The organism is Massilia sp. CCM 8734 (assembly GCF_011682155.1).
Taxonomy (GTDB): domain Bacteria; phylum Pseudomonadota; class Gammaproteobacteria; order Burkholderiales; family Burkholderiaceae_D; genus Telluria_A; species Telluria_A rubra.
The window spans coordinates 30,762-55,930 of sequence record NZ_WHJI01000048.1; the positions used below are offsets into that span (position 1 = coordinate 30,762).

Genomic DNA, 25,169 nt, shown 5'->3' on the forward strand with positions numbered 1-25,169 from the left:
CCCGGTTCGCCGTCCGCCGGTTTTGCAACACGCTGATACCCAGATCGGTATCGGCAGCCGCAAAAACATGATTGGAGCAATTCACGCGCGTCCCCTATTATTCGGGCAAACAAGAGCATCTAGCTCAATAACGATAATGGAGACCCATGAACAATCCCGCCCTCGCCCGCGGCCGCTCCCGCGCGGACCGTCCGATCGTGCTCAAATCGCTGGTCGCTTCCCTGCTCGCCACAGGCATGCTGACGCACCTCTCCGTGGCCGCCCAGGAAGCCATTCCCGCCCACGCTAATACGGCCGTGGTCACCGTCAGCGGCGTGCGCAAGGCGGCGCAAAGCGCGCAAACGATCAAGAAAAACGCCGACCAGGTGGTCGACTCCATCGTCGCCGACGACATCGGCAAGTTCCCCGACAAGAACGTGGCCGAAATCCTGCAGCGCGTCACCGGCGTGCAGGTTCAGCGCGGCGGCGGCGAAGCCGGCACGGTGATCATCCGCGGCCTCGGCGGCGTGGTCGCGCTCCTGAACGGGCGCGAGTTCTTTTCCGATACCGGCCGCAGCCTGTACCTGGCCGACGTGCCGGCTTCCATGCTGCAGCGGATCGATGTCTACAAGACCCAGGGCGGCGACCTGCCCGAAGGCGGCACCGCCGGCGTGATCGATGTGCGCACCAACCGTCCCTTCGATTTCAAGGGCCGCCAGGTCAACCTGAACGCGCGCGTGGAAAACCGCGACAAGGCCAAGACCAATAATCCCGACGTGAGCGCGATGTTCAGCGACCGCTGGAAAACCGGCATCGGCGAAATCGGCGCGCTGGTCGGCCTGTCGTACCAGCGCGGGCGCTATCACGATGAAGTGGCCTTCGCCGGCTTTCCGCTCCCGATCGACAATGGCGTGACCGGCGCCGAGAACTTCGGCCGCTTCATGGGTAACGGCGACCGCAAACGCGAGGCCGGCAATTTTGCGCTGCAATGGCGCCCGAGTCCGACGGTGGAAGTGTTTGCCGAAGGCTTCCGCACGAATATCGATCACCGCTACCAGAATAATTTCATGATCGGTTTCCCGCCGCACTTCGCCGGCGCCACCATCACAACCAAGCCGGGCACCAACAATCTCGATACCATCACGCGCCTGAACCAGGACGCGCCGGGCTTTGCCTCGACCCAGGCCTACCAGCACGATGTGAGCAACGAGCAGGTGGCGCTGGGTGCGCGCTGGGACGCCACGCCCAACCTGCGTTTCACCACCGAGGTGGCGCGTACCGCCAGCTACTTCAAGGAGCGGCGCGTGATTTTCGATTTCGATTACACCGCGCGCGGCTTCGTGGGCGCGGTGCGCTCGGGCGGCGGTTACATGGACTTCCCGGGCACGAACATGGAAGACCCGGACGACGCCAAGTTCCGCGTGCGCGGTGGCACCGACATCGCCAACGCGCGCCAAGGCACGTCGAACGACTGGCGCGGCGATGTGGTGTACGATGCCACCGATAACGGCATCCTCGGTTTTGTGAAGGAGCTGGCCGGCGGCGTGCGCCTGGCCGAGCGCAAGGCGTCCTCGCGCGGCATTCGCGATATGTGGTACGACAATAGTCCGCAAAAGGGCGCGCCGGCCAGTCAGTTCCCGGGCTTGTGGACCTTGTCGGCGCCGACCGGCGGCAACTATGGCGTGAACCGCTACGTGGTGGCCGACCATAACTACATCCTCGATCACACCGACGTGGTGCGCACCATCCTGACCGGTTCGGCGGCGCAGCTGGAAGACAATCCGCTGTCGTACTACAGCGACGTGGAACGCACGTCGGCCTTGTATGCGAAGGCCAAATTCGGCTTCCATATGGGTGTGCCGATCAGCGGCGTGGTAAGCGCGCGCGTGGTGCGCACCGAGCAGACGCTCAAGGGCAATTCGTCGATTGTCGGCGTGCTCGCGCCGGTGTCGGTCGATACCAGCCGCACCGACGTGCTGCCGAGTTTTGCGCTGCGCGCGGACCTGGCCCCGACCCTGGTGGCGCGCGTGGTCGCCGGCCGTGCGGTCGAGCGGCCGGCATTTGCCGATTACAATCCGGCGCTGCGCCTGGTCGAAGGCGTGGCGGCGACCCCAAACTCGTCGGGCATCCTGGGCACCGGCGCGGCGGGCAATCCGAATCTGCGGCCGACCAGATCGGATAATATCGACGTGGCGCTCGAGTGGTATTTTGCGCCGACCGGCTCCCTGACCGGGACTGTTTTCCGGCACAAGTTCACCGACCGTTCGGTGGAAAAGGCGGCGCGCGAAATCATCAATGGCCGCGAGTACGATGTGACGCGCCGGTATAACCTGACCAAGGCCAACCTGGAAGGCTTCGAGATGAGTTACCGGCAGTTTTACGACTTCCTGCCGGGGATGCTGAGCGGGCTGGGAATGGAGGCGAATTTTACCTACATCACCGGCAAGCAGACCAATCCGGATGGGCGCGAGTCGGCCTTTTTGGGGATGTCGAAAACGTCGTACAACCTGGTCGGGCTGTACGAGAAGGAGGCCTGGTCGGCGCGGCTGGCGTACAACTGGCGCTCGAAGTTCATGGCCGAGGAGCGCTATCGCGGCAATGACAAACTGGACTTGTATGTGGCGCCCTTACGCTCGCTCGATGGCTCCTTGTCGTACCGGATCGACAAACAGCTGACCGTGACCCTGGATGGGAATAATCTGCTGGACCAGCCGTATCACGATTACTTCAACAAGGACCCGGGCCTGGTGCGCGATACGCGCCGCTATGACCGCACGGTGGGGTTGGCCTTGCATTACAAGTATTAGTACACCGATAACCACCGTCGTTCCCGCGCAGGCGGGAACCCAAGTCCGTTCCGCAGTTTCATGCGGATCACAAAACTTGGGTTCCCGCCTGCGCGGGAAGTCGGTTCCGGCAATGCCGGAGACGACGAGTCGCTGGCGGAAGAAACGACGCGGTATCGGTTGCTGGCACTCGCCGTACCCGCCGCAATCGGCACAAGCGCCCGTCATCGGCCACCTCCCTCCGGCAGCATTCCCCCCGCAATGGTAAGCTTTTGCTTTTTGATAAACACGCATCGCGATCCCTTGCGAGCCACGTAGAAAGCTTCCATGAAACAGAACTATATCAACGGCGCCTGGGTCGACGGCGCTTCGTCGTCCACCAATATCAACCCATCGAACACCAACGACATCATCGGGCATTACGCACAGGCCGACGCGCAGCAAACCGAGCTGGCGATCGCCGCCGCCGCTGCCGCCGCACCGGGCTGGGCGCTGTCGAACATCCAGATGCGGGCGGACGCGCTCGACAAGATCGGCAGCGAAATCCTGGCTCGCAAAGAAGAGCTCGGCACCCTGCTCTCGCGCGAAGAAGGCAAGACCCGTCCCGAAGGCATCGGCGAAGTCGCCCGCGCTGGCGCCATCTTCAAGTTTTTCGCCCAAGAATGCCTGCGCCTGCGCGGCGACAAGCTGCCGTCCGTGCGCCCCAACGTCGACGTGGAAGTCACGCGCGAGCCGGTCGGCGTGGTCGGCATCATCGCGCCGTGGAATTTTCCGATCGCCATTCCGTCCTGGAAAATCGCACCGGCGCTGGCCTACGGCAATTGCGTGCTGATCAAGCCGGCCGAACTGGTGCCGGCCAGCGTCTGGGCCTTGACCGAAATCATCAGCCGCGCCGGCCTGCCGCCGGGCGTGTTCAACCTGGTGATGGGTCGCGGCAGCGTGGTCGGCCAGGCTTTCCTGCATGACCGTCGCGTCAACGCGATCAGCTTCACCGGCTCGGCCGCAACCGGCGCCAAGGTGGCGCTGGCGGCCATCGGCCGCATGGCCAAGGTGCAGATCGAAATGGGCGGCAAGAATCCGCTGATCGTGCTGGGCGACGCCGACCTCGCCACCGCCGTCAACTGCGCGGTGCAGGGCTCATTCTTCTCAACCGGCCAGCGCTGCACGGCGTCGAGCCGCCTGATCGTCGAAAAAGGCATCTACCCGGCCTTTGTGGCCGCCATGAAAGAAAAACTGGCGGCCCTCAACGTCGGCGACGCGCTCGGCGCCGGCATCGATATCGGCCCGGTGGTCGACCAGAGCCAGCTCGACCAGGATATGGCATACATCGACATCGGCCGCAAGGAAGGCGCCACCCTGGCCTTCGGCGGCGAGCGGATCGAGTGCGCCACGCCGGGCTTTTTCCTGCGCCCGACCTTGTTCACCGATTGCAGCAACGACATGCGCATCAGCCGCGAAGAAATCTTTGGCCCGGTCGGCATGGTGATTCCGGCCGACAGCTACGAGCACGCGCTGGCGCTGGCCAACGATACCGAGTTCGGCCTGGCCAGCGGCATCGTCACCACCTCGCTCAAGTATGCGACCCACTTCAAGCGCCACGCCGAAGCGGGCATGGTGATGGTCAATGTGCCGACGGCCGGGGTCGATTACCACGTGCCGTTCGGCGGGCGCAAAGGGTCGAGCTACGGATCGCGTGAACAGGGCACGTATGCGGCCGAGTTCTTTACGACCGTCAAGACTGCCTACTGCGGGGTGTAAGCAGTCCGCGTACTCAGTTGTTGAAAGGAAGTTTGGCGCCGCCATGCCGTTCGCTGGAGGATACTGTGCGGTTGGCGCCCACGCTGACCGCACGGCGCGCGGCGGCGACGACCATGCCGAGGCCGACCAGCATCAGCGCATAGGTGTCGGGCTCAGGCACCGGGCTGGGCGTGTCGATCCGCTCGGCATAACATTGCTGCCCGCATCGGTCCGGCGCGACCGGCAACCAGTCATCCACCATGACAGGCTCGCTGGCGGCCGTGGCATCGATGAGGAGCTGAACTTCCGGCACGTCGCTGTTTGCTGCGGCCATGGCAAGTGCCGGCAAGGTCAACGCGGCGACCAGGATGCGTCTGAACCAGTTCGTGGAAATGAACATGCCGGAGACTCTTTGCGAACAGGAATCGGTGCTGGGCGAGCAGTCCAGATCCCAGAGTATGCCACTCACCGCGCGCGGGTCTGCGCCATGTCAGGGAGCGCGGTCACAGCGGCGATTCTGTCTCGCCAAAAAAAATGCCCGGCATGATCCGGGCATTTTTGTTGGTCAGCAGACTTGCATCAGGCAGCTTCCGCCACTTCCTCTTCCCTGGCGACATCAGTGACCACTGGCTGGCGAATCAGGTAATCGAACGCGGACAATGCCGCTTTCGATCCTTCGCCGGCAGCGACGACGATCTGCTTGTACGGCACCGTGGTCACGTCGCCGGCGGCAAATACGCCAGGCAGGCTGGTGTGGCATTTGGCATCGACAACGATCTCGCCGTACTTGCTCAGCTCCAAAGTCCCTTTCAGGAATTCGGTATTCGGCACCAGGCCGATTTGCACGAACACGCCTTCCAGCGCCACGAAGTGATCGGCGCCGCTGGCGCGGTCCTTATAGCCGAGGCCATTGACCTTTTGGCCGTCACCGGTGATCTCGGTCGTTTGCGCGTTGACGTGGATGGTCACGTTGGAGAGGCTCTTCAACTTGTTGACCAGCACCGCGTCGGCTTTCAGCGCATCGGCGAACTCAACCAGTGTGACGTGCTGGACGATGCCGGCCAGGTCGATCGCCGCTTCCACACCGGAGTTGCCGCCGCCAATCACGGCGACGCGCTTGCCTTTGAATAATGGGCCGTCGCAGTGCGGGCAATACGCCACGCCCTTGTTCTTGTACTCGGCTTCGCCAGGTACGTTGACGTTGCGCCAGCGCGCGCCGGTCGAGACGATCACGCTGCGCGCCTTGAGCACGCCGCCGTTTTCCATGTGCACTTCGATCAAGCCACCCGGCGTGGCGGCGGGAATGATGCGCTCGGCCCGCTGCAGGTTCATGATGTCGACTTCATAGTGGCGCACCTGCGCCTCGAGGGCGGCGGCGAATGTGGGGCCGTCCGTTGCCAGCACCGAAATGTAGTTCTCGATGGCCATGGTGTCGTTGACCTGGCCGCCGAAGCGCTCCGCCGCCACGCCGACACGGATGCCTTTGCGGGCCGCGTACACCGCCGCCGCCGCGCCGGCCGGGCCGCCGCCGACGATCAGCATGTCGTACGCGGACTTTTGATTGAGTTTCTTCGCTTCACGGTCAGCCGAACTCACGTCGAGCTTGGCGACGAGTTCTTCCACGGTCATATGGCCGGACGTAAACATGCTGTCATTCTTGAAGACCATCGGGACCGCCATGACCTGGCGCGCCTCGACTTCGGCGGGGTACATGCCGCCATCGATGATCACGGTGCGGATCTTCGGATTGAACACCGCCATCAGGGTCGCCGCCTGCACCACGTCGGGGCAATTGTGGCAGGACAGGGACATATAGACGTCGAAATCCATCGATTCGTCGAGCGCCTTGATGGCGTCGATGACGTGGGGTTCCACTTTGGGCGGATGGCCGCCGGTCCACAGCAAGGCCAGCACCAGCGAGGTGAATTCATGGCCGAGCGGAATCGCGGCGAAGCGCACGCCGTGGGTCTCGCCTTCGCGGGCGATCACAAACGAGGGGATGCGGCTGTCGGCGCCCGACTCGTCGACACTGACTTTATCGGACAGGCTGCTGATCTCGGCCAGCAGTTCACGCAGTTCGGCACTTTTGTCGCTGTCGTCGAGCGTGGCGATCAGGCGAATCGGCGCGCGCAGGTTTTGCAAATAGCCTTGCAGCTGAGTTTTTAAGGTGGCGTCAAGCATGTTGATATCCGTAAGAAAGTGCCTTGAATTAAATCCGGGAACCGTCGGGCTGGTTCCCGGCGCGGGGAAGGCAGCGCAAGGCGCCGCGCCTTCCCCGGGGTAGTGCTATGACATTGCTATTTAGATCTTGCCGACCAGGTCCAGCGATGGGGTCAGGGTTTTTGCGCCTTCATTCCACTTGGCCGGGCACACCTGGCCTGGATTGGCGGCGACGAACTGGGCAGCTTTCAGCTTGCGCAGGGTTTCCTTGACGTCGCGGGCGATGGCGTTGTCATGGATTTCCAGGGTCTTAATGACGCCTTCCGGATTGATGATGAAGGTGCCGCGCAGCGCCAAGCCTTCTTCTTCGATGTGCACGCCGAACGCGCGGGTCAGCTTGTGGGTTGGATCGCCCACCAGCGGGAACTTGGCCTGGCCGACGGCTGGCGAGGTCTCGTGCCAGACTTTGTGCGAGAAATGGGTGTCGGTAGTGACGATATACACTTCGGCGTTGGCTTTCTGGAATTCAGCGTAGTTCTGCGCCGCATCTTCGACTTCGGTCGGGCAGTTGAAGGTGAACGCGGCAGGCATGAAAATCACGACCGACCACTTGCCCTTCATCGACTCGTTCGAGACTTCGACGAATTTGCCGTTGTGGAAGGCTTGGGTTTTGAACTCTGGAACTTGCGTATTGATCAGCGACATAGATATCCTCGTGCGTGGTTTTGTGGGTTAAGAAAAACTATCGAATGAGAAGCTCTCATTGGTTTCTATGATACGACAAGATAGCCGGAGCACCTCATTGTTTGTATTAATGAGGGTCATTGGGAATTTTGTTGGGGGGTCGGAAGAGCGGGCGAAAGTTAGGAATTTCACAACCTGCGACACCCTCGTGCTTATCGCTAGCTCCAGATCACCGTCTGAGGTTCGCCCGCAGAGAAGCGCGTAGAATGGGACGACTGCTTGCTGCCGAAGTAGGAGCGTCCTTGGCCGGTGACTCTGGCGACGCGTTGGAACGACAATATGACACTGAAACGTAGAGGCTGCCGTGGCCCGTAAACTTCAACACCGCATCAATTCGGTTAAGCAATCCGGTACACTGGCGCTCAATGATGCACCACCTGCCCCGCTCGCGTCGGCCTGGTTCAGCGACCAGACCCTGCGCGCGTTCGAAGAGAATGCTCAGCGGGCACGCGCGATGCCGCCGCGTCCGATGTCGAAAGACGATTTTGATCGCCTCCTTGGATGAAGCCAAAGATGCCGCTTGATGCCGTATCCCGCAACGGTCAAGGTTGATATTACTGGCGAAAATTTTTCGCGCAAGCTGAACAAATTCAGGTCCGACGACATCGAACTGTATCGGCGCGTCTACAGGCGCTACATACCATACCGACTCTGGAGCCAGGTTGCCGACGCCGTCAATTTCGATTTCTGCGACACGTCTGCGGACGGGTCTAACTCTATCATTCATTTCCATGTCCAGAGCGGCTAGGTAAGGCTAGCTTGCTGCACAAACTATCGCCGAAGTGATTGTCCTTGGCGCCTCTCACAAGCCAATCGTCGCTTTACGGACGTCATTCGTGGCGAATCGACGCCCATTGCCCCTGCACCTCAGCCCGAAAGCGGTAAAATTGGCCCCTTCACCACAACGCAGCGCCGCATCGCACCTTGACGGAGTATTTACAAAACCTGCTAGGCCTTAACGGCAAAGACCACATGACCACACCCCCCGACAGGAATCGGCGCTACCATCAAGAACAGCGCGGCCGAAGAGTGTACGCCAATGATGCAGCAGCGAATCAAAAGACACCCGAAACCGACGGATTCTTGATAATATCATCCTCTATCTATAAAATTTCTCTTGCTGCAAAATGGAAAATTACGACGCAGCGTTCAAATGCAGGATTGATGACATTTCCGCATTGTTGGGCGCGACTCCACCGCGAGGGGTCGCGGCTGTCCACCTAGGCGGTGTGGCGATTGAATGCCGAATTAAGGCTCTTATAATTTCCTACCATCAAATCACCGCCTGGGGTGGCCTAAGCCAGCGACCAAGCGATCCAAGGACAGGTCAGCCGATTTTACGCACGAGCCACGCACTAGCTCCAGCTCTAAAAATTGTGGACAACCTGTATAAAAAAGCGCTTGCAGATAAGCTATTTTTGAAGCACTTGGGCAATTTGACCTATCCCACAGGTGCAAGCGCCATCGATTTTATTGCATTACGCTATACATCGAACGCCCTTAGCGCAAAGACACTAAATGAGTGGCAAACGAGTTTCAAATATGTCGTTGGCTGGCTTCAGAAGAACGAAGGTTTATTATGAAAAAAATTGAGGAACTGCGCCGGAAGCTACGTGAACGATTTCCTTCTGGCTTTGAACTTGATGTGGGTGCAGATAAAACTGCCATACTGTTAGCCATTGACAGTACTTTTGAAGGAAAGGATCATGATGAGCGCCTTCAAATAATCGAACAGTTCTTTGATGGCTATCAACTGGACGTAGCTATCGCGGATTTATACACGCCATTAGAGGCCAGCGAAATGGGTCTTGCCGTCGGAATTGATCCCCCAATCTCCCCCGCGTCCTGGGATGATGCAATTTCAATAGCAGCATCAGGACACGCCGTTCTTCATAGCGGGCGGGACGAGAGCCGTCCACGTCGGGTAGTTTTCTATTCGTACAAAGGTGGCGTAGGTAGGACAACTGCACTGGTACACACAGCGTTTCAACTAGCGAGAAATGGTGTTCGAGTCGCGATTGCGGACATGGATGTTGAGGCTCCTGGTTTACATGCACTGCTACCCCGCCCTGATGGAGAGCCTATCGAATGTGGTTTAGTAGACTACTTATGGGAAAGACAAGTTCGACCTTTTGATCCCGAAACTGGAGAGGGCTTAGAGACTTGCTTGGTAAATGTGCATGCTGGACAACAGAAGGCCATTTCTTACTTGGTAGAAGATCCAATTTCTCGCGCTCAAATTAGTGTAATTCCGGCAGGGAAAGCTGGGGAAAATTACGTCCGTCGACTAAACACCTTGTCATATAGAGACGTTGCAACCCGTCCAGATGATGCGTGGTCGTTATTTGAGCGTGAACTAATGGAGCAACTCGCACCGGACGTGCTTTTGATTGATGCGAGAACAGGTCTTGGAGATTGGGGAGGATTATCGTTACTTCGTTTAGCTGACGAGGCCTTTTTAGTCTTGTATCCAAGTGAGCAAAATACCGAGGGCATCCGGTTTGTTCGCAAGACCTTGCGCGAAGTAAGCGGAATAAACTCACACATTGTTCTATCTCCAGTTCCCGAAGGTGAGATTGGTAAGGCAGTGGTCGCACGAACGTTACCACAACTTGAATTAGAGGTAGACGAGCAAGCTGTAGAGATTAGCTATAATCCTGCTATTGCATCGGCTTCTACCTACCCAGTCGAAGCCGCAATGCAAAATTATTCGCGATTGGCGGGGCTTATTCAAGAAACTGAAGCCGAAGAAATTCTTGAAGTCACAATTAGCAAATCTAATCGTTGGGGAATTGTTGAATCGCTCACTTTCCCTGATCGTGACGCAAAGACAATTGACGCGGAAGATTTTGACCACTTCTTCCAGAAAACTACGGACTTCGACAAATTCTTAGATGATGCGCGATGGGTCGTGCGGGGCCGTAAAGGTACAGGGAAATCTACTTTGTTCCACCTTTTCGTAGAACACCGAGACCATGCCGAAAAACGTGCCCAAGGAAAACTGCAGAATGTTCTTATCGTGCCTGGACATGGCCCTGTCTCTGGCGCTGCATTCCGACCAACAACAGACGAATTTGGCACTATTCAACGAAACTTAGCCAGCACAGATATGGACTGGATTTCTCTTTGGCGCGCCTACGCCATAGTTCGGGTCTTCACGTCTGACGTCACCAGCTCACTTGCAAGCAAGGTGCTTCGAAATCCATCTTTCAAAGATCTAAAGGTACACCTTTCGAGCAAGTTTACCCTGACGAACTCTACTCGATGGCGGTCTGAGCACACAACGGCGCTGTTGGATTTGGTAAAAGATCCATACAATGGTTTGTGCCGTGACTTGCTCGCAGACCTCAATTCAGAGCTCGAGGCACGCGGTCAGAAGTTATGGCTGCTATATGACGACCTTGATCAAGATATTCAAGAAGGAAGCCTGTGGCAAGGCGATGCTCTTGGTGGATTGCTACGTTTAGCATATGACTCAAACAATCAAGATTTACACAATATTCGACTAAAGGTATTCCTACGTGAAGACATATGGACCAAGCTTGTTTTCACCAATAAGAGCCATTTTGGTGAGCCTCGTACCCTTCTTCTACAATGGAAGATCGATGACTTCCTACGCCTGGCTTATCGTTTGACTACCAAGGGATCCCCTCAATTTACAGTACTCTCCCGGCAGCATTATCCGTTAGCCGAATCTGAAATTGATAATGCTAGCGAGGAGCAGCTTCGGCGCGCTTTAGCACCGCTTTGGGGGCTAAATCAGGAAAAAGCCAAGAACGCGTTTGCTGCTAGATGGGTCTACAACCGAATGACGGATTCTCGCGACAACACTTTTCCTCGCTCACTCACAGTATTGCTCAAAGCGGCTCGAACCTCTGAACTAGAAGCCAAAAATAGCTCGAGATCTGTTCCAAGTAACCGTCTACTAAGCCCGCGAGCAATGCTTGCAGGATTGGAAGCGGCGTCCATCGAGCGCGTAGAAGCGCTGAAGAATGAGTACCCCAATCTCAAGACTTTCTTGGAGGATATTCAAGTCAATCAATCGCTACGATCGCAGTTCCCCCTAGACGAACTGCAAACCGTATGGACGAGGACTTCTATGTCGGAGTTTCCGAAATTCGATGCATTCGTTGCACATCTCGAGGCCTCCGGTTTGCTGGTGAAAAAGAATAAGAAACCGTATCAGTTTGGCTTCGCTAGCTTATATATCGATGGTCTTGGCGTCACTCGTGTACAAGGCGAGAAAAAATAGGAATGTAACTGAACAAGTTTGACGTGGCGCTGGGCGGCGGAGCGGACGCCCAGACATCCACGTGTAGTTTCATGCATTTCAGCTACTAAAGCCGCTTGCGACATTGGTCAGCGCCTTGCCTTTTCAAAGACCAACTTTTGATGACGCCGGAGAGGGCTCCTTGTGACGAGTTTCCGTGCGCGAAGCCGCCAGTCATAGTCTTAGGGCTATCATTCGTCCCGAATCGGCACGCATTGCTCCTGCCCCCCCCCCCGACGAAAGCGGTAAAATGGCGCCCTTAACGACAACGCAGCGCCGCGTCGCACCCTGGCCGACTATTTACCAGACCTGCCGGGCCTCAACGACAAAAAACCACATGACCACACCCCCGACCGAAATCAACGCCGCCGCCATCAAGAACGGCGCGACCGAAAAGCACACGCCCATGATGCAGCAGTATTTACGCATCAAGGCCGAATACCCGACCATGCTGGTTTTCTACCGCATGGGCGACTTCTATGAGCTGTTCCACGACGACGCCGAAAAGGCCGCGCGCATCCTCGGCATCACCCTGACCGCGCGCGGCGCCTCCAACGGCAACCCGATCAAGATGTGCGGCATCCCCTTCCACTCGCTCGACCCGTACCTGGCCAAGCTGGTCAAACTGGGCGAGTCGTGCGCCATCTGCGAACAGATTGGCGACCCGGCCACCAGCAAAGGCCCGGTCGAGCGCAAGGTCATGCGCGTGGTCACCCCCGGCACCCTGACCGACGCCGACCTGCTGCCCGAAAAAGCCGAACGCCCCCTGCTGGCCGTGTGCATGATCAGCCAGCGCAAGGTCGTCACCACGGGCCTGGCGTGGTTGTCGCTGGCCAGCGGCGGCCTCAAATTGATGGAGTTTTCCGGCGACAGCCGCACCGTGGGCCTGCGCCTGCAACAGGAACTCGAACGCATCGCCCCCGCCGAAATCCTGCGCGGCGATGGCGCCGAACTGTTCGACGACGACGGCAGCGCCCACACCCAGCGCGTGCCGGACTGGCACTTCGACGTCGTCGGCGGCCACAAGGCCCTGCTCGACCAACTGAACGTGGCCACCCTCACCGGCTTTGGCGCCGATGGCCTGGGCGCGGCATTCGGCGCGGCCGGCGCGCTGCTGCGCTACGCCCAGTCGACCCAGGGTCGCGGCTTGCAGCACGTGCGCAGCCTGTCGACCGAAACCGAGAACGAATTCATCGGCCTCGATGCGGCCACCCGGCGCAACCTGGAGCTGACCGAAACCATCCGCGGCCAGGAGTCCCCTACCCTGTTTTCCTTGCTCGACCACTGCCGCACGGCGATGGGTTCGCGCCTGCTGCGCCACTGGCTGCACCATGCGCGGCGCGAGCAGAACGTGGCGCGCGCGCGCCATGCGGCCATTGCCGCGCTGGCGCAAAGCGACGCCGCCGGCGCCCTCTCGGCCACCCTGGCCGAGGTGCCCGACATCGAACGCATCACCACCCGCATCGCCCTGCTCTCGGCCCGTCCGCGCGACCTGGCCAGCCTGCGCGACGGCCTGCGCCAGTTGCCAACCCTGCGCCGCTCGGTGCAGCAAGCCTTTATCGCCGGCGAAGAAAGCCTGCTGGCCACCATCCACGCCGCGCTGGCCACGCCCGCCATCTGCCTCGACCTGCTGGAGCGCGCTGTGGCCCCGGAACCGGCGGCCATGGTGCGCGACGGCGGCGTGTTCGCGCGCGGCTTCGACGCCGAACTCGATGAACTGCGCGGCCTGTCCGAAAACGCCGGCCAGTTCCTGGTCGACCTGGAGACGCGCGAGCGCGCCCGCACCGGCATCGCCAACCTGCGCGTCGAGTACAACAAGGTGCATGGCTTCTACATCGAAGTCACGCACGGCCAGACCGACAAGGTGCCGGACGATTACCGCCGTCGCCAGACCCTGAAAAACGCCGAGCGTTACATCACGCCCGAACTCAAAGTCTTCGAAGACAAGGCCTTGTCGGCGCAAGACAAGGCGCTGGTGCGCGAAAAGCTCCTGTACGACCAGTTGCTGGCCGACCTGGCGCCGCATATCGGCACCCTGCAAACCATCTCGCAGGCCCTGGCGCAGCTCGACACGCTCACCGCGCTCACCACCCACGCGCTCAAGCACAACTGGTGCGCGCCGCAACTGGTCGCCGAACCATGCCTGGTGATCTGCGAGGGCCGCCACCCGGTGGTGGAAAACCAGATCGAGCGCTTCATCGCCAACGACTGCAAATTCAACGACGAACGCCGCCTGCTCTTGATCACGGGTCCGAACATGGGCGGTAAATCGACCTTCATGCGCCAGGTGGCCCTGATCACTTTGCTGGCCTACATCGGCAGCTACGTGCCGGCCACCAGCGCGACCATCGGCCCGATCGACCGCATCTTCACGCGCATCGGCGCCACCGACGACCTGGCCGGCGGACGCTCGACCTTCATGGTGGAGATGACCGAATCGGCAGCGATCCTCAACGGCGCCACCGCGCAGTCGCTGGTGCTGATGGATGAAGTCGGCCGTGGCACCTCGACCTTCGACGGCCTGGCGCTGGCCTGGGCCATCGCGCGCCACCTGATCGACGCGAGCCGCAGCTTCACCCTGTTCGCGACCCACTATTTCGAACTGACGCAACTGCCCGAAAGCCACCCGAGCGCGGCCAACGTGCACTTGTCGGCGGTCGAGCACAAGGACAGCATCGTGTTCCTGCACGCGGTGCAGCCAGGTCCGGCGTCGCAAAGCTACGGCTTGCAGGTGGCGCAGCTGGCCGGCGTGCCGCAGGCGGTGATCAAGGCGGCGCGCAAGCACCTGGCGCGGCTCGAATCGCAGGCGCTCGACACCACGCCGCAGCTCGACCTGTTTGCGCTGCCGTGCGTGGAACCGGAAGAGCCGGCCCAGGCGCCGCACGCGCACGACGCAGCGCAGGAAGACCTGCACGATGCCCTGCTCGACGCGCTGGCCGCCATCGATCCCGATGCCTTGACCCCGCGCGAAGCGCTCGAGCAGTTGTACCAGCTCAAGCGCCTCGCCACGCCATGATGCGCGCCGCGCCACTGGCCGCGTTCCTGTGCGCGGCATGGCTGGCGGCGCCGCCGGCCGCCACCGCCGCGCAAGGCAAAACGGCTGCCGCCAAAGGACCGGCGCCCTACCAGTTCGCCATCATCGGCCACCGCTTTGCCGATGGCGGCGGCGAGCCGCAACTGGAACAAGCCATCGCCGCCAGCGACGATGGCGCGGTGGCCTTTATCGTCGCCACCGGCGTCAAGGCCGAGCGCGAGCCGTGCAGTGACGAGTTGTACACGCAGCGGCGCGACCTGTTCGCCGAGGCGCGCCGGCCAATGATAGTGGCGCCCGCCGCCAGCGACTGGAGCGGCTGCACCAACGGCGCCGGCAGCCAGGTGGCGGTCGATCGCCTGAACCGCATGCGCGAATTGTTTTATCCGGACGCCGATTCCCTCGGCAAGCGCAAGCTGCCCTTGCTGCGCCTGTCGACCAGTTCGCAGTTCCGCAGCTACGCCGAGAACGCGCACTGGATTGTCGGGAACGTGCTGTACGCGACCATGAACCTGTCGTCGGATAACAATCACTATCGTCCCGAGGCGGGCCGCAACAGCGAGTTCGAAGACCGCGCGGTAGCCAACCGGTTCTGGCTCAAGCGCCTGTTCGGCACGGCCCAGCGCAAGAAGCTCGATGCGGTGGTGTTGTTTACCGAAGGCGACATGAAGATCCACAGCGAAAAGCCAGGCTTGCTGTCCATGCTGGGACCGGGCGAGAACCGCAAGGATGGCTATGCGGCGGTGCGCCACCAGGTGCTGGCGTCGGCCCAAAAATTCGCGGGCAAGGTGCTGCTGGTCGATACCGCCCTACCGGTGGGACCGGCGCCGGCCATTGCATGGCGCGCCAACCTGGGCCATGTGAGCGTGGGCTCGGGTGTGCTGCGTATGCGCGTGGCGCCGGGGAGCGAGAAGATGTTCCTGCTGCAGAAGCCGTAAACACAGACGTAAAAAACACAGCCGTAAACACACATGCGGCGCCGGAGAAGACCTCGGGCGCCGCATGAATCGCATGCGGGGCAGGCGCGAGCCCACCCCGGCATGCGGGGAATTAATGCACCGGGTGGCTGCGGAAGTGGTCGCCCTCTTCGCCGTCATCCTCGTCGTCATGGTCGTGATGACCATGCGCGCCATGCACGTGGCCGTGCGCGATTTCGACGTCGAGCGCTTCGCGCACGTCGGTTACTTCCAGCTCGAAGCGCAGCGCGATGCCGGCCAGCGGGTGATTGCCGTCGAGGACAACCTTGTCGTCGGCGATGTCGGTGACGGTGAAGATCATGGTTTCTTCATCGCTGTCCGGGCCATCGGGCATGCCTTCGAACTGCATGCCGACTTCGAGCGGCTCCGGCAGGCGCTCGCGCGCTTCAACCTTGACCAGGGCCGAGTCGTAATCGCCGAACGCGTCGTCCGGTTCGATCTGCAGGACGCAAGCGTAGCCGGTTTCCTTGCCATCGAGTTCTTCTTCGATTTTCGGCAGCGTATTTTCATAGCCGCCGTGAAGATAGACCATCGGCTGGCTGCCGTCTTCGATCAGATTGTTCTGCGCGTCGGACAATTTATACTTGACCGTTACGACCGTGTTTTTGGCAATCTTCATAGTGCTTCCTTTCAGTGTGTACTGGCGGATTATACCTCCCCGCCGCCTTGCCCTGTTTCGGACTTGGTTATAATGTCGCATGAAAAAATTAACGCTCTTGGGCGATATCACGCCCGCCCAGTTTTTACGCGATTACTGGCACAAGAAACCGCTCTTGATCCGCCAGGCAATTCCCGGCTTCAAGCCCCTGCTCAAGCTGGACGCGCTGGCCGCGCTTGCCAAACTGAACCATGTCGAATCGCGCCTGATCACCCAGGTCGACGGCGACTGGAGCATGCAGCACGGTCCGCTGACCGAATTGCCGCCGCGCACGCAGCGCGAATGGACCATGCTGGTGCAGGGCGCCAACCTGGCCGACAAGGGCTGCGACGCGCTGCTGCGCCAGTTCCGTTTCATCCCGGACGCGCGCCTGGACGACCTGATGATCAGCTACGCCACCGATGGCGGCGGGGTCGGTCCGCATTTCGATTCCTACGATGTATTCCTGCTGCAAGCGCACGGCAAGCGCCGCTGGCGCATCGGCGCGCAGAAGGACTTGTCGCTGGTCGAGGGCAAGCCGCTGAAAATCCTGAAAAACTTCAAGCCGCAGGAAGAATTCCTGCTCGAACCGGGCGACATGCTGTACCTGCCGCCCCACTACGCGCACGACGGCGTGGCCGAGGGCGAGTGTATGACGTACTCGATCGGTTTCCGTTCGCCGTCCTACCAGGAACTGGGTGAAGCGTTTCTCCAGTTCATGGCCGACTCGATCGACCTGCCGGGCCGCTACGCCGATCCCGACCTGGAAGTGGCAAAAAATCCGGCCGAAATCCCGCGCAACATGCTCGCCGCCATCACCGAAGAAATGAACAAGGTGCGCTTCACCGAGGAAGACGTGACCATTTTCGTCGGCGAGCACATGTCCGAGCCGAAGCACAATGTGTTCTTCACGGGACCGGCCAAGCCGCTCACCATGGGACGCTTCGCCGAGGCCGTCGCCAAGCGCGGCGTGGCGCTCTCGCTCAAGTCGCAGATGCTGTATCGTGGCAAGCACGTGTTCATCAACGGCGAATCGTTTGCCGTCGGCCGCGCCGACAAGGCCGTGCTCGACGTGCTGGCCAACGAACGGACCATCGGCGGCGCGGCCCTGGACGGCGCCTCCGACGATGTGATGGAAGCGCTGTACACCTGGTACCAGGATGGATGGATCGAACTCGCTTGATGTTGACGCATACGCTCTCAAGGACACTGCCATGACCGACGCCACCGTTCATAAGTTCAACTCGCACGCCGAATTCGAGGCGCAGCTGCGCGACTGCCTGGGGCGCGCGCAGCTGACGCTGAAAATGTTCGATCCGGATTTTTCGGTGTTTCCTCTTGGAAGCAGCGAGACCGACGCCGCCCTGCGCCGTTTTCTCGCCGGCGGCGGCGCCATGCAGCTGGCCATGCATGACAGCGCCCATATCGAGCGCAACTGTCCGCGCTTCGTGCGCCTGCTGCGCGAGTTCAACCACAAGATCGAGGTAAGGGCGACGCCGCGCTCGCTGCATCACTTGACCGATTCCTTCTGCATCGCCGACGGCATGCACATCGTGCGCCGCTTTCACAGCGTCCACATGCGCGGGGAAGCGGCTTTCGATGCGCCGGCGGCTACCGAGCTCAGCCAAGAAAGATTCGGGGCAATCTGGATCGAGGCCGTTTCAACGTTACATCCGACCACGACTGGTTTGTAAGGGTTTGTAAGGCCCACAACGGGCCGATCGGAATATAAATTGGAGATGCAGCAAATTGACCGATGAAATGATCATAAAGATGACTTTTATCACAATATGAATGTTGCCACTTCGCAAAAAGCTTCCATAAAAGCATCATGGTGCTATTGCGAAGCACCAAATTTAGCTATAATATCGGGTTAGGAAGTTTCCGTTGTCTGTCAAGCACCATTACAGGTACGAAAGCTAACGAGAATTCCCTAACGAGCGATAATTACCGGTAATTATTCATCGCAATATACGTTGTCATCATTTAGTGCATTAACTAAGGAAAACCCATGAAAAAATCTTTGCTGATCGTCTCCCTGCTGGCTGTAGCCCTGGCTGCTTGCACCAAAAAAGAAGAAACCCCAGTTACTCCAGTGACCCCAGCTGTTGAAGCGCCTGCTACCGTTACCCCACCACCAGTAGTTGAAGCTCCAGCAACCCCAGCTGCTGACGCTGCTACTGCTGCTGCAGTTGCCGCTTCGGCCGCTTCGGTAGCTGCTGACGCTGCTGTTGCTGCTTCGGCTGCCGCATCGACCGCAGCTTCGGCTGCTGCATCGGCTGCGCACTAATCAGCACGATTTGAAAAAGACCGGCCTGCGGGCCGGTTTTTTTTCGTCTGGCGATTCGTGACGTGCGGCGATTCGCCTCCGATCCGCCTTGCAGACCAGCGCCATCGACGTAAAAAAACCGGCCTCAGCCGGCTTTTTCATTCCTGCGTACACGATTACTTCAACTCGTCGCTCAGCAGTTTCAAGATCTTGGCGCCGGTTGGCGACGTTTCCGGCTTGCCATCGTTGCTCTGCACCGTCACCTTGCTCACCGTCGCGCCCGCTTCTGTCTTGACCGCCACGCGGAAACGCTGCGCTTCCTTGGCCTTGTCGGACGAGGAGCCAAAGCTGAACAGCTTGCTCAGGAAACCATCTTTTTCGGCCAGGTCCGGATCGACATAGCGCACGAAATACACGCCCTGCACCCGGTCGCGGTCTTCCACCGTAAAGCCGACCCGGTCCAGCGCCAGGCCGACCCGGCGCCAGGCGCGGTCGAATCCTTCGGCCACTTCAACCGAATCGCCCAGCAGCTTGGCGTTTTGCGGCGCTTGCGTCGCCGCCGCCACGGCCGCTTCGGCCGGCTTGACATCGGCCACGCCGGTCAGCTTGGCCAGCAAACGGCTCAGGAATTGCGCTTCCAGGCCCGGATCGTTGGGACGCACGGTCCAGGTGGTCGACTCCTTTTGGGTGCCGACCAGCACTTCTTCCGCGCCGCGATGGCTGATGTAGATTTCGGTGCCGTTCGCGGTGCGCTCGAGGCGGGTGCGGAACTTGTCGCGCTCGCCGGTCGAGTACAGCGAATCGAAGACCTTGCCGATCGACTGGCGGATGAAGTCTTGCGGAATCTTCGAGCGGTTCTCGGCCCAGTCGGTTTCCATGGTGCCGGTGACGGCCGACTCATTGATGACGGTAAAGCCCGAATCGGCCCAGAACTGCTTGAGCTGCGGCCACAGTTGCTCCGGGGTCTGGTTGACCACCAGCCAGCGCTGGTTGCCGCTGCGCTCGACACGCACGGCGTCGGTGCCGTTCGCACCGATCGGCTGGCCGCCGGCCACCGGCGCCGCCGTCGCCCCCTTCGGCTGCTGGTAGGTCGAGGCCGACGCCACGCCGCGCGTTTCGGGAATGGCGTAGCGGTTGTCGCGCTCGAGCTGGGTCAGGTCGGGCGGCACGTCCAGCGACGCCGCCTTCTTGGCGCCACGGTAATCGAGCTTGTCCTGTTGAATCACGGAACTGATCATGCCGCAGCCGGACAGGCTGACCATCAGCGCCGACAGCACCAGGCCACGCGTCGCTGCAGGAGAAAATGCCGGGGCCTTGGCCATTGTTAATGTATTGCGAATAGTCATGTCGTTACTGAATGAGAAGCTGAAAGGCAGCTGGTGTCTGGGATGATCCGACCCTTGCGGGTCAGGGCTGTGGTAGGACGCCGGCGTCGCGCAGCGCGCCGCGGACCGCGTCGTGGCAGTCTTGCCCGAGCGGCGCCAGGGGCAGGCGTATGCCGGCAGGCATCAGGCCCATTTCCGCCAGGGCCCATTTGACCGGGACCGGATTTGGCTCGATAAACAGTTTCTGGTGCAACGGCATGACCGTGTTGTTGATCTCGACGGCGCGGGCGATGTCGCCGCCCATCGCGGCCGCGCACAGCTCGTGCATGGCGCGCGGGGCCACGTTGGCCGTGACCGAAATATTGCCGGCGCCGCCGCACAACATCAGCGCGATCGCGGTCGGATCGTCGCCCGAGTACACGGCGAACGATTTATCGACATTGCGCAGCAGTTCCAGGCCACGCCCGATATTGCCGGTGGCATCTTTCAGGCCGACGATATTCGGGATGCTTGACAAGCGCACCACGGTGTCGTTGCTCATGTCGGCCACGGTACGGCCCGGCACGTTGTAGAGGATGATCGGCAGGTCGACCGCTTCGGCGATGGCCTTGAAGTGGCGAACCATGCCTTCCTGGGTCGGACGGTTGTAGTAGGGAACGACCACCAGCGCGGCATCGGCCCCGACTTTCTTGGCATAGTCGGTCAGCATGATCGCTTCCGAGGTCGAATTGCCACCGGTGCCGGCAATGATCGGAATGCGGCCACGGGTGTGCTCGACGGCCAGTTTGACCAGTTCGCAGTGTTCCTCGACGCTGACGGTGGCCGATTCGCCCGTGGTGCCGACGATGACGATGCCATCGGTGCCCTCGGCGATGTGCCAGTCGATCAGCTTGCGCAGGCCCGGATGGTCCAGACTGCCGTCTGCATGCATCGGGGTGACGATTGCTACTATGCTGCCCTTGATCATATGTAGGTAACTATGCTGGTAAATAAAGTCCTGATTGTAGCGGATCGCCCGCCCGAATGGTTCATTGTTGACTAGAATCGCGCCTCGGTCGCCGCCGCGCCCCCGTCAAGACGCGCGTCTTCGCGGGCAAAATCGGCCCCGCAAGCGCACAGGCGCTGCACCATGGCCGCCTTCGGCACGCTGGTAAAACCATCTTCGAACGCCAGCACGCGCAGGTGATGGGCCGCCGCCTGGCGCAGCAGCTCGCCTTCGTGCAGCAAGAACGCCGGCTTGCTCGGACGGCCGAAGGCTTCGTTTCCGCCCGCAAAGGTCTCATAAATCAGCAGGCCGCCCGGCGCCAGGCTGCGCACCAGCGCCGGAATCAAGGGCCGGTGCAGGTAATTGGTGACGACGATGACGGCAAAGCGCCCGTCCTCGAAAGGCCAGGGCACGGTGCCGTCTTCCAGGTCGAATTCGAGGGTGGTGATGCCGGGGCCGGCGGCGGCGGCCAGCGCCTCCGGATCGCGGTCGAGCGCCACGACCGGGTGGCCGAGCGCGGCCAGCAGGCGCGCATGGCGGCCCGTGCCGCAGGCCAGGTCAAGCGCCTCGCCGCGCCGCGCCAGCGGGGCGAAGCGGGCGATCCACGCGGAAGCGTCGGCGTTAGTCAGTGCGTCAGTCATGGGAAATTCCTTTATAGAGTAACAGGCAAGAGCAGGCGGCTATCCGCGTGCCATTGAGAGGAGCCAGGCAAGGGGCGCGGCGACCTTGGCGAAGGCGGCGCTGGCCACCGTCATGGCCTTGAACAGGAAGCTGTCGAGCACATGCAGGCGCATCAGCAGGATGAAGGCGGTGAAGATGAGCACGTCGAGCACGGCCACGTCATTAACCAGGCGCAGCGCGCGCTTGGGCAGGGCCGCCAGCAGGCCGGGCGGCAACAGGCTCGCCACCCTGCGCCCGCCGTCCGGCGGCACCGTCGGCAGCATGCGCAAGACGCGCTCGGGCAAGATGCTGGCCAACACGTGGCTGCCGTCGAGCGGCGGGATCGGCAGCAGGTTAAAGACCATCATCACGGCATTGACCGCCACGCCGGCGCGCACCATGTCGTAAAAGAAGCGCTCGGTGACGCCGCCAGCGACCAGCAGCACGCCGATGATGCTCCAGGCCACGCCCATGGCGAAATTGGCGGCCGGGCCGGCCAGCGCCACGAAGGCCATGTGTTTCTTGGGATTGCGCAGGCGGTCGTACTCGACCGGAACCGGCTTGGCGTAGCCGAACGGCAACTGGATCAGCCAGTACAACATCAGCGGCAACAGCACGGTGCCGAAGGGATCGATGTGGCGCAGCGGATTGATGCTCAGGCGACCTTCGTCGGCGGCGGTGGTGTCGCCGAAGTAGTTGGCCACAAAGCCATGTCCCACTTCATGCAGGGAAATGGCGAACAGCACCGGAATCGCGAGCACGAGCAGCGCCAGCAGCGTGTGGTAAGAGCTGCTCATCGCCCGCTTCCGGCAGGGCGGGCGCGCGGACCGGGCGCGGCGGCGCCGGCAGCCACAGTCAGAGTCCGAACGCGGCGGCGTCGCCGCGGCCCTGGCGCACCAGCACCACATCGTCGCCGGTCAGGTCGATCACGGTGGTCGGCTCCAGCGAGCAGGCGCCGCCGTCGATGATCAGGTCGACCTGCTTGTCGATGCGCTCGCGGATGGTGTCGGCGTCGGTCAGCAGTTCATCGCCCTCGCCGTCCGGGTCGGGCAGGATCAGGGTGGTGCCCAGCAGCGGCTGGCCCAGTTCTTCCAACAGGGCTTGGGCGATGGCGTTTTCGGGCACGCGCAGGCCGATGGTCTTGCGCGACGGGTGCGACAGGCGGCGCGGCACCACGCGGGTCGCTTCCAGGATCACCGTGTACGGCCCCGGCGTGGCCGCCTTGAGCAGGCGGAACTGGCGGTTGTCGACGCGCGCGTAGACCGCGATTTCGGACAGGTCGCGGCACAGCAAGGTCAGGTGGTGCTTTTCGTCGATGCCGCGGATGCGGCGCAGCTTGTCCACGGCGCCCTTGTCGTCGAGGTGGCAGACCAGCGCGTAGCACGAGTCGGTCGGCAGCGCGACGATGCCGCCGGCATGGATGATCTGGGCGGCCTGCTTGATCAGGCGCGCCTGCGGATTATCGGGATGGATGGTGAAAAATTGGCTCATGCGGCGGGCAGGTTGTTGAGGGCGGCGATGCGTTCTTCCATCGGCGGGTGGGTTGAAAACAGCGCGCCCCAGCCCTTGCCGCTGGCGGAAATGCCGAAGGCCGACATTTGCGAGGGCAAGGCGCCGGGCGCCAGGCCGCCAAGGCGGGCCAGCGCTTGCTGCATCGGACGCGGGCTGCCCAGCAGCCTGGCCGAGCCGGCGTCGGCGCGAAATTCGCGCTGGCGCGAGAACCAGGCGACGATCATCGAGGCCACCAGGCCGAACACCAGTTCGCACACGAACACGGTGGCCATGTAGCCGATGCCGGGACCACGGTCGCTGTTACCGCGCAGCACGACCTTGTCCACAAAAAAGCCGACCACGCGCGCCAGGAACACCACGAAGGTATTGACCACGCCCTGGATCAGGGTGAGGGTGACCATGTCGCCGTTGGCGACGTGGGCGATTTCGTGGCCCAGCACGGCTTCGACTTCGTCGCGGTCCATGCTTTCGAGCAGGCCGGTGGACACGGCCACCAGCGCGGAATTCTTGAAGGCTCCGGTAGCGAAGGCGTTCGGCGCGCCATCGTAGACGGCGACCTCGGGCATGCCGATGCCGGCCCGCTCGGCCAGCTTGCGCACGGTATTGACCAGCCACAGCTCACCTTCGCCGGACGGGTTCTGTATCACGCGCGCGCCGGTCGACCATTTGGCCATCGTTTTACTCATCAACAAGGAGATGATGGAGCCGGTAAAGCCGACCACGGCCGAAAACACCAGCAACTGGCCGATATTGATGCCGGACGCACTGACCCCGCGCCCGATGCCCAACACGTTGAGCACGATGGTCAGGACCAGGATCACGGCAAGGTTAGTGGCAAGGAACAGCAAAATACGCTTCATGGCAAGCCTCCCGGCGTCGACATTGGTGAACAGGAGAATAAAGTAAGGCTGACGGTGGCAAATACAAGAGCCGCGCCGCCGCTGCCACGGCAAGAACGGCGCTCTTCAGAACCGCTTAAGCCGGGACACTAGAACCAGTCGTGCCAGACCGGCGTGACGCTGCGCGGCAACGGCGGCAAGGCCGCGAAATCGACGCGCGACTCGCCCGGCGCATGGAAATCGGTGCCGCGCGAAGCCAGGAAACCATACCGCCGCGCTTCTTCGGCGTACAAGGGATACTGGTCCGGCGTATGGCTGCCGGTGACCACCTCGATCGCCGTGCCGCCAAGCTGCTTGAATTCATCGAACAGCGCGCCCTGCCCGACCAGGCCGAGCTTGTAACGGCCCGGATGGGCGATCACGGCAACGCCGCCGGCGCCCTGGATCCAGCCGACCGCCTGTGCCAGGGTGGCCCAGCGGTGCGGCACGAAGCCGGGTTTGCCTTCGACCAGGTATTTACGGAACACTTCCGGAATGTTCGCGCACACGCCCGACTCGACCAGGAAGCGCGCGAAGTGGGTGCGCGAGATCAGGTCGGGATTGTCGACGAACTTGAGCGCGCCCTCGTAGGCCCCGGCAATGCCGGCGCGGGCCAGTTGCGCGGCCATCTCGCGCCCGCGCGCATCGCGCCCGCTGCGGGTGGCGGCCAGGCCCTGCACCAGGCCGGGATTGTTCTCGTCGATCTGCAGGCCGACGATGTGGACGGTATGGTTGGCCCAGGTGATCGAAATTTCCACGCCGGACACGAAGCGCATGCCCAGCGCAGCGGCCGCCGCGCGCGCAGCGGCAACGCCGCCGACTTCGTCGTGGTCGGTCAGGGCCCACGCGTTCACGCCCGCTTTATGCGCGTAGGCGGCGACGGCGGCGGGCGCCAGGACACCGTCGGACACGGTCGAGTGACAATGAAGATCTACATTCAGCATACGCAGGCAAGGCTCGGATCGGCAACAGGTTGGGTCAGGCTTTATTGTACGCTCACTGAGCGATTGACGCGGCGCGTGGCCGATAAGCCGGCGGATCTAGCAGCCTGTCGGACTTGGGATCGTCGGCTGCAAAAATACCTGGGACGGCCCATATTTCGCCGCTTTCTCGGCCAATAGCTCGCGATTGGCACTGCGAAATCGTCAAAATCTGGCCTCGCCCAGCTATTTTTTCGCTTCGCCTCTCCCAGTCCGACAGGCTGCTAGTGTCCCGCGTT

General features: G+C 61.3%; 21 protein-coding genes. 10 read left to right on the plus strand and 11 right to left on the minus strand.

Annotated features, from left to right (window positions below):
- Window positions 1–146 precede the first annotated feature (146 nt).
- Both F2P46_RS30445 and F2P46_RS30450 read left to right on the plus strand, forming a co-directional pair.
- On the plus strand, window positions 147–2,786 hold the full coding sequence (locus F2P46_RS30445; protein WP_166897416.1) for a TonB-dependent receptor: 2,640 nt from the start codon (window positions 147–149) through the stop codon (window positions 2,784–2,786).
- A 306-nt stretch (window positions 2,787–3,092) separates the two neighbouring features.
- Window positions 3,093–4,523, plus strand: a complete 1,431-nt coding sequence (locus F2P46_RS30450) for an aldehyde dehydrogenase family protein (RefSeq protein WP_166897419.1) — start codon at window positions 3,093–3,095, stop codon at window positions 4,521–4,523.
- A 13-nt stretch (window positions 4,524–4,536) separates the two neighbouring features.
- On the opposite strand, the gene F2P46_RS30455 is transcribed toward F2P46_RS30450, so the two are convergent.
- From F2P46_RS30455 to ahpC, 3 genes are all read right to left on the minus strand, one after another.
- Window positions 4,537–4,902 (minus strand): PEP-CTERM sorting domain-containing protein, encoded by a 366-nt coding sequence (locus F2P46_RS30455; protein ID WP_166897421.1) that lies wholly within the window; start codon window positions 4,900–4,902, stop codon window positions 4,537–4,539.
- 179 nt (window positions 4,903–5,081) lie between these two features.
- A complete protein-coding gene (ahpF, locus tag F2P46_RS30460; protein ID WP_166897424.1) occupies window positions 5,082–6,683 on the minus strand; it encodes an alkyl hydroperoxide reductase subunit F in 1,602 nt (533 codons plus the stop codon).
- 120 nt (window positions 6,684–6,803) lie between these two features.
- Window positions 6,804–7,367 carry an alkyl hydroperoxide reductase subunit C gene (gene ahpC / locus F2P46_RS30465; protein ID WP_166897425.1) on the minus strand — a complete coding sequence of 188 codons (564 nt, stop codon included), beginning with the start codon at window positions 7,365–7,367 and terminating at the stop codon, window positions 6,804–6,806.
- Between the two features lie 343 nt (window positions 7,368–7,710).
- Here ahpC and F2P46_RS30470 point away from each other — a divergent pair, with 343 nt between their 5' ends.
- From F2P46_RS30470 to F2P46_RS30490, 5 genes are all read left to right on the plus strand, one after another.
- A complete protein-coding gene (locus F2P46_RS30470) occupies window positions 7,711–7,911 on the plus strand; it encodes a hypothetical protein (RefSeq protein WP_166897428.1) in 201 nt (66 codons plus the stop codon).
- A gap of 622 nt (window positions 7,912–8,533) precedes the next feature.
- Window positions 8,534–8,989 carry a hypothetical protein gene (locus tag F2P46_RS30475; protein ID WP_166897430.1) on the plus strand — a complete coding sequence of 152 codons (456 nt, stop codon included), beginning with the start codon at window positions 8,534–8,536 and terminating at the stop codon, window positions 8,987–8,989.
- Complete coding sequence (locus F2P46_RS30480; protein ID WP_166897433.1) at window positions 8,986–11,658, plus strand: P-loop NTPase; 2,673 nt, start codon at window positions 8,986–8,988, stop codon at window positions 11,656–11,658. Before F2P46_RS30475 ends, F2P46_RS30480 begins: the two co-directional genes overlap by 4 nt.
- Window positions 11,659–12,013: 355 nt before the next feature.
- Window positions 12,014–14,692: a DNA mismatch repair protein MutS gene (mutS, locus tag F2P46_RS30485; RefSeq protein WP_166897435.1), complete on the plus strand. Its 2,679-nt coding sequence runs from the start codon at window positions 12,014–12,016 to the stop codon at window positions 14,690–14,692.
- The gene (locus F2P46_RS30490) at window positions 14,689–15,645 is read left to right on the plus strand and encodes a hypothetical protein (protein WP_166897438.1); all 957 of its coding nucleotides are present in this window, start codon (window positions 14,689–14,691) and stop codon (window positions 15,643–15,645) included. Before mutS ends, F2P46_RS30490 begins: the two co-directional genes overlap by 4 nt.
- Before the next feature lie 112 nt (window positions 15,646–15,757).
- Here the strand turns inward: F2P46_RS30490 and F2P46_RS30495 are convergent, their stop codons facing one another.
- Entirely contained in the window at window positions 15,758–16,303 is a 546-nt protein-coding gene (locus F2P46_RS30495; RefSeq protein WP_166897441.1) for a peptidylprolyl isomerase, read from the minus strand.
- A 79-nt stretch (window positions 16,304–16,382) separates the two neighbouring features.
- On the opposite strand from F2P46_RS30495, the gene F2P46_RS30500 reads away from it, so the two are divergent.
- The 3 genes from F2P46_RS30500 to F2P46_RS30510 all read left to right on the plus strand — a co-directional run bounded on the left by F2P46_RS30500 (window position 16,383) and on the right by F2P46_RS30510 (window position 18,611).
- Window positions 16,383–17,504: a cupin domain-containing protein gene (locus tag F2P46_RS30500; protein ID WP_166897444.1), complete on the plus strand. Its 1,122-nt coding sequence runs from the start codon at window positions 16,383–16,385 to the stop codon at window positions 17,502–17,504.
- Between the two features lie 31 nt (window positions 17,505–17,535).
- Window positions 17,536–18,015 carry a hypothetical protein gene (locus F2P46_RS30505; RefSeq protein ID WP_166897446.1) on the plus strand — a complete coding sequence of 160 codons (480 nt, stop codon included), beginning with the start codon at window positions 17,536–17,538 and terminating at the stop codon, window positions 18,013–18,015.
- 317 nt (window positions 18,016–18,332) lie between these two features.
- Window positions 18,333–18,611: a hypothetical protein gene (locus F2P46_RS30510; RefSeq protein WP_166897449.1), complete on the plus strand. Its 279-nt coding sequence runs from the start codon at window positions 18,333–18,335 to the stop codon at window positions 18,609–18,611.
- A gap of 155 nt (window positions 18,612–18,766) precedes the next feature.
- On the opposite strand, the gene bamC is transcribed toward F2P46_RS30510, so the two are convergent.
- From bamC to F2P46_RS30545, 7 genes are all read right to left on the minus strand, one after another.
- Window positions 18,767–19,936 carry an outer membrane protein assembly factor BamC gene (gene bamC / locus F2P46_RS30515; protein WP_229509521.1) on the minus strand — a complete coding sequence of 390 codons (1,170 nt, stop codon included), beginning with the start codon at window positions 19,934–19,936 and terminating at the stop codon, window positions 18,767–18,769.
- A gap of 61 nt (window positions 19,937–19,997) precedes the next feature.
- Window positions 19,998–20,882 (minus strand): 4-hydroxy-tetrahydrodipicolinate synthase, encoded by an 885-nt coding sequence (gene dapA, locus F2P46_RS30520; protein ID WP_166897452.1) that lies wholly within the window; start codon window positions 20,880–20,882, stop codon window positions 19,998–20,000.
- Window positions 20,883–20,953: 71 nt separating this feature from the next.
- Window positions 20,954–21,541, minus strand: a complete 588-nt coding sequence (locus tag F2P46_RS30525; protein WP_166897455.1) for a bifunctional 2-polyprenyl-6-hydroxyphenol methylase/3-demethylubiquinol 3-O-methyltransferase UbiG — start codon at window positions 21,539–21,541, stop codon at window positions 20,954–20,956.
- Between the two features lie 39 nt (window positions 21,542–21,580).
- Window positions 21,581–22,357, minus strand: coding sequence for a site-2 protease family protein (locus F2P46_RS30530; RefSeq protein WP_166897458.1), 777 nt, complete (start codon window positions 22,355–22,357; stop codon window positions 21,581–21,583).
- 58 nt (window positions 22,358–22,415) lie between these two features.
- Window positions 22,416–23,051, minus strand: coding sequence for an L-threonylcarbamoyladenylate synthase (locus tag F2P46_RS30535; protein WP_166897460.1), 636 nt, complete (start codon window positions 23,049–23,051; stop codon window positions 22,416–22,418).
- The gene (gene htpX, locus F2P46_RS30540) at window positions 23,048–23,932 is read right to left on the minus strand and encodes a protease HtpX (protein ID WP_166897463.1); all 885 of its coding nucleotides are present in this window, start codon (window positions 23,930–23,932) and stop codon (window positions 23,048–23,050) included. The genes F2P46_RS30535 and htpX overlap by 4 nt, the downstream gene beginning before the upstream one ends.
- Before the next feature lie 128 nt (window positions 23,933–24,060).
- The gene (locus F2P46_RS30545; RefSeq protein ID WP_166897465.1) at window positions 24,061–24,894 is read right to left on the minus strand and encodes a 3',5'-nucleoside bisphosphate phosphatase; all 834 of its coding nucleotides are present in this window, start codon (window positions 24,892–24,894) and stop codon (window positions 24,061–24,063) included.
- Window positions 24,895–25,169: the final 275 nt, after the last annotated feature.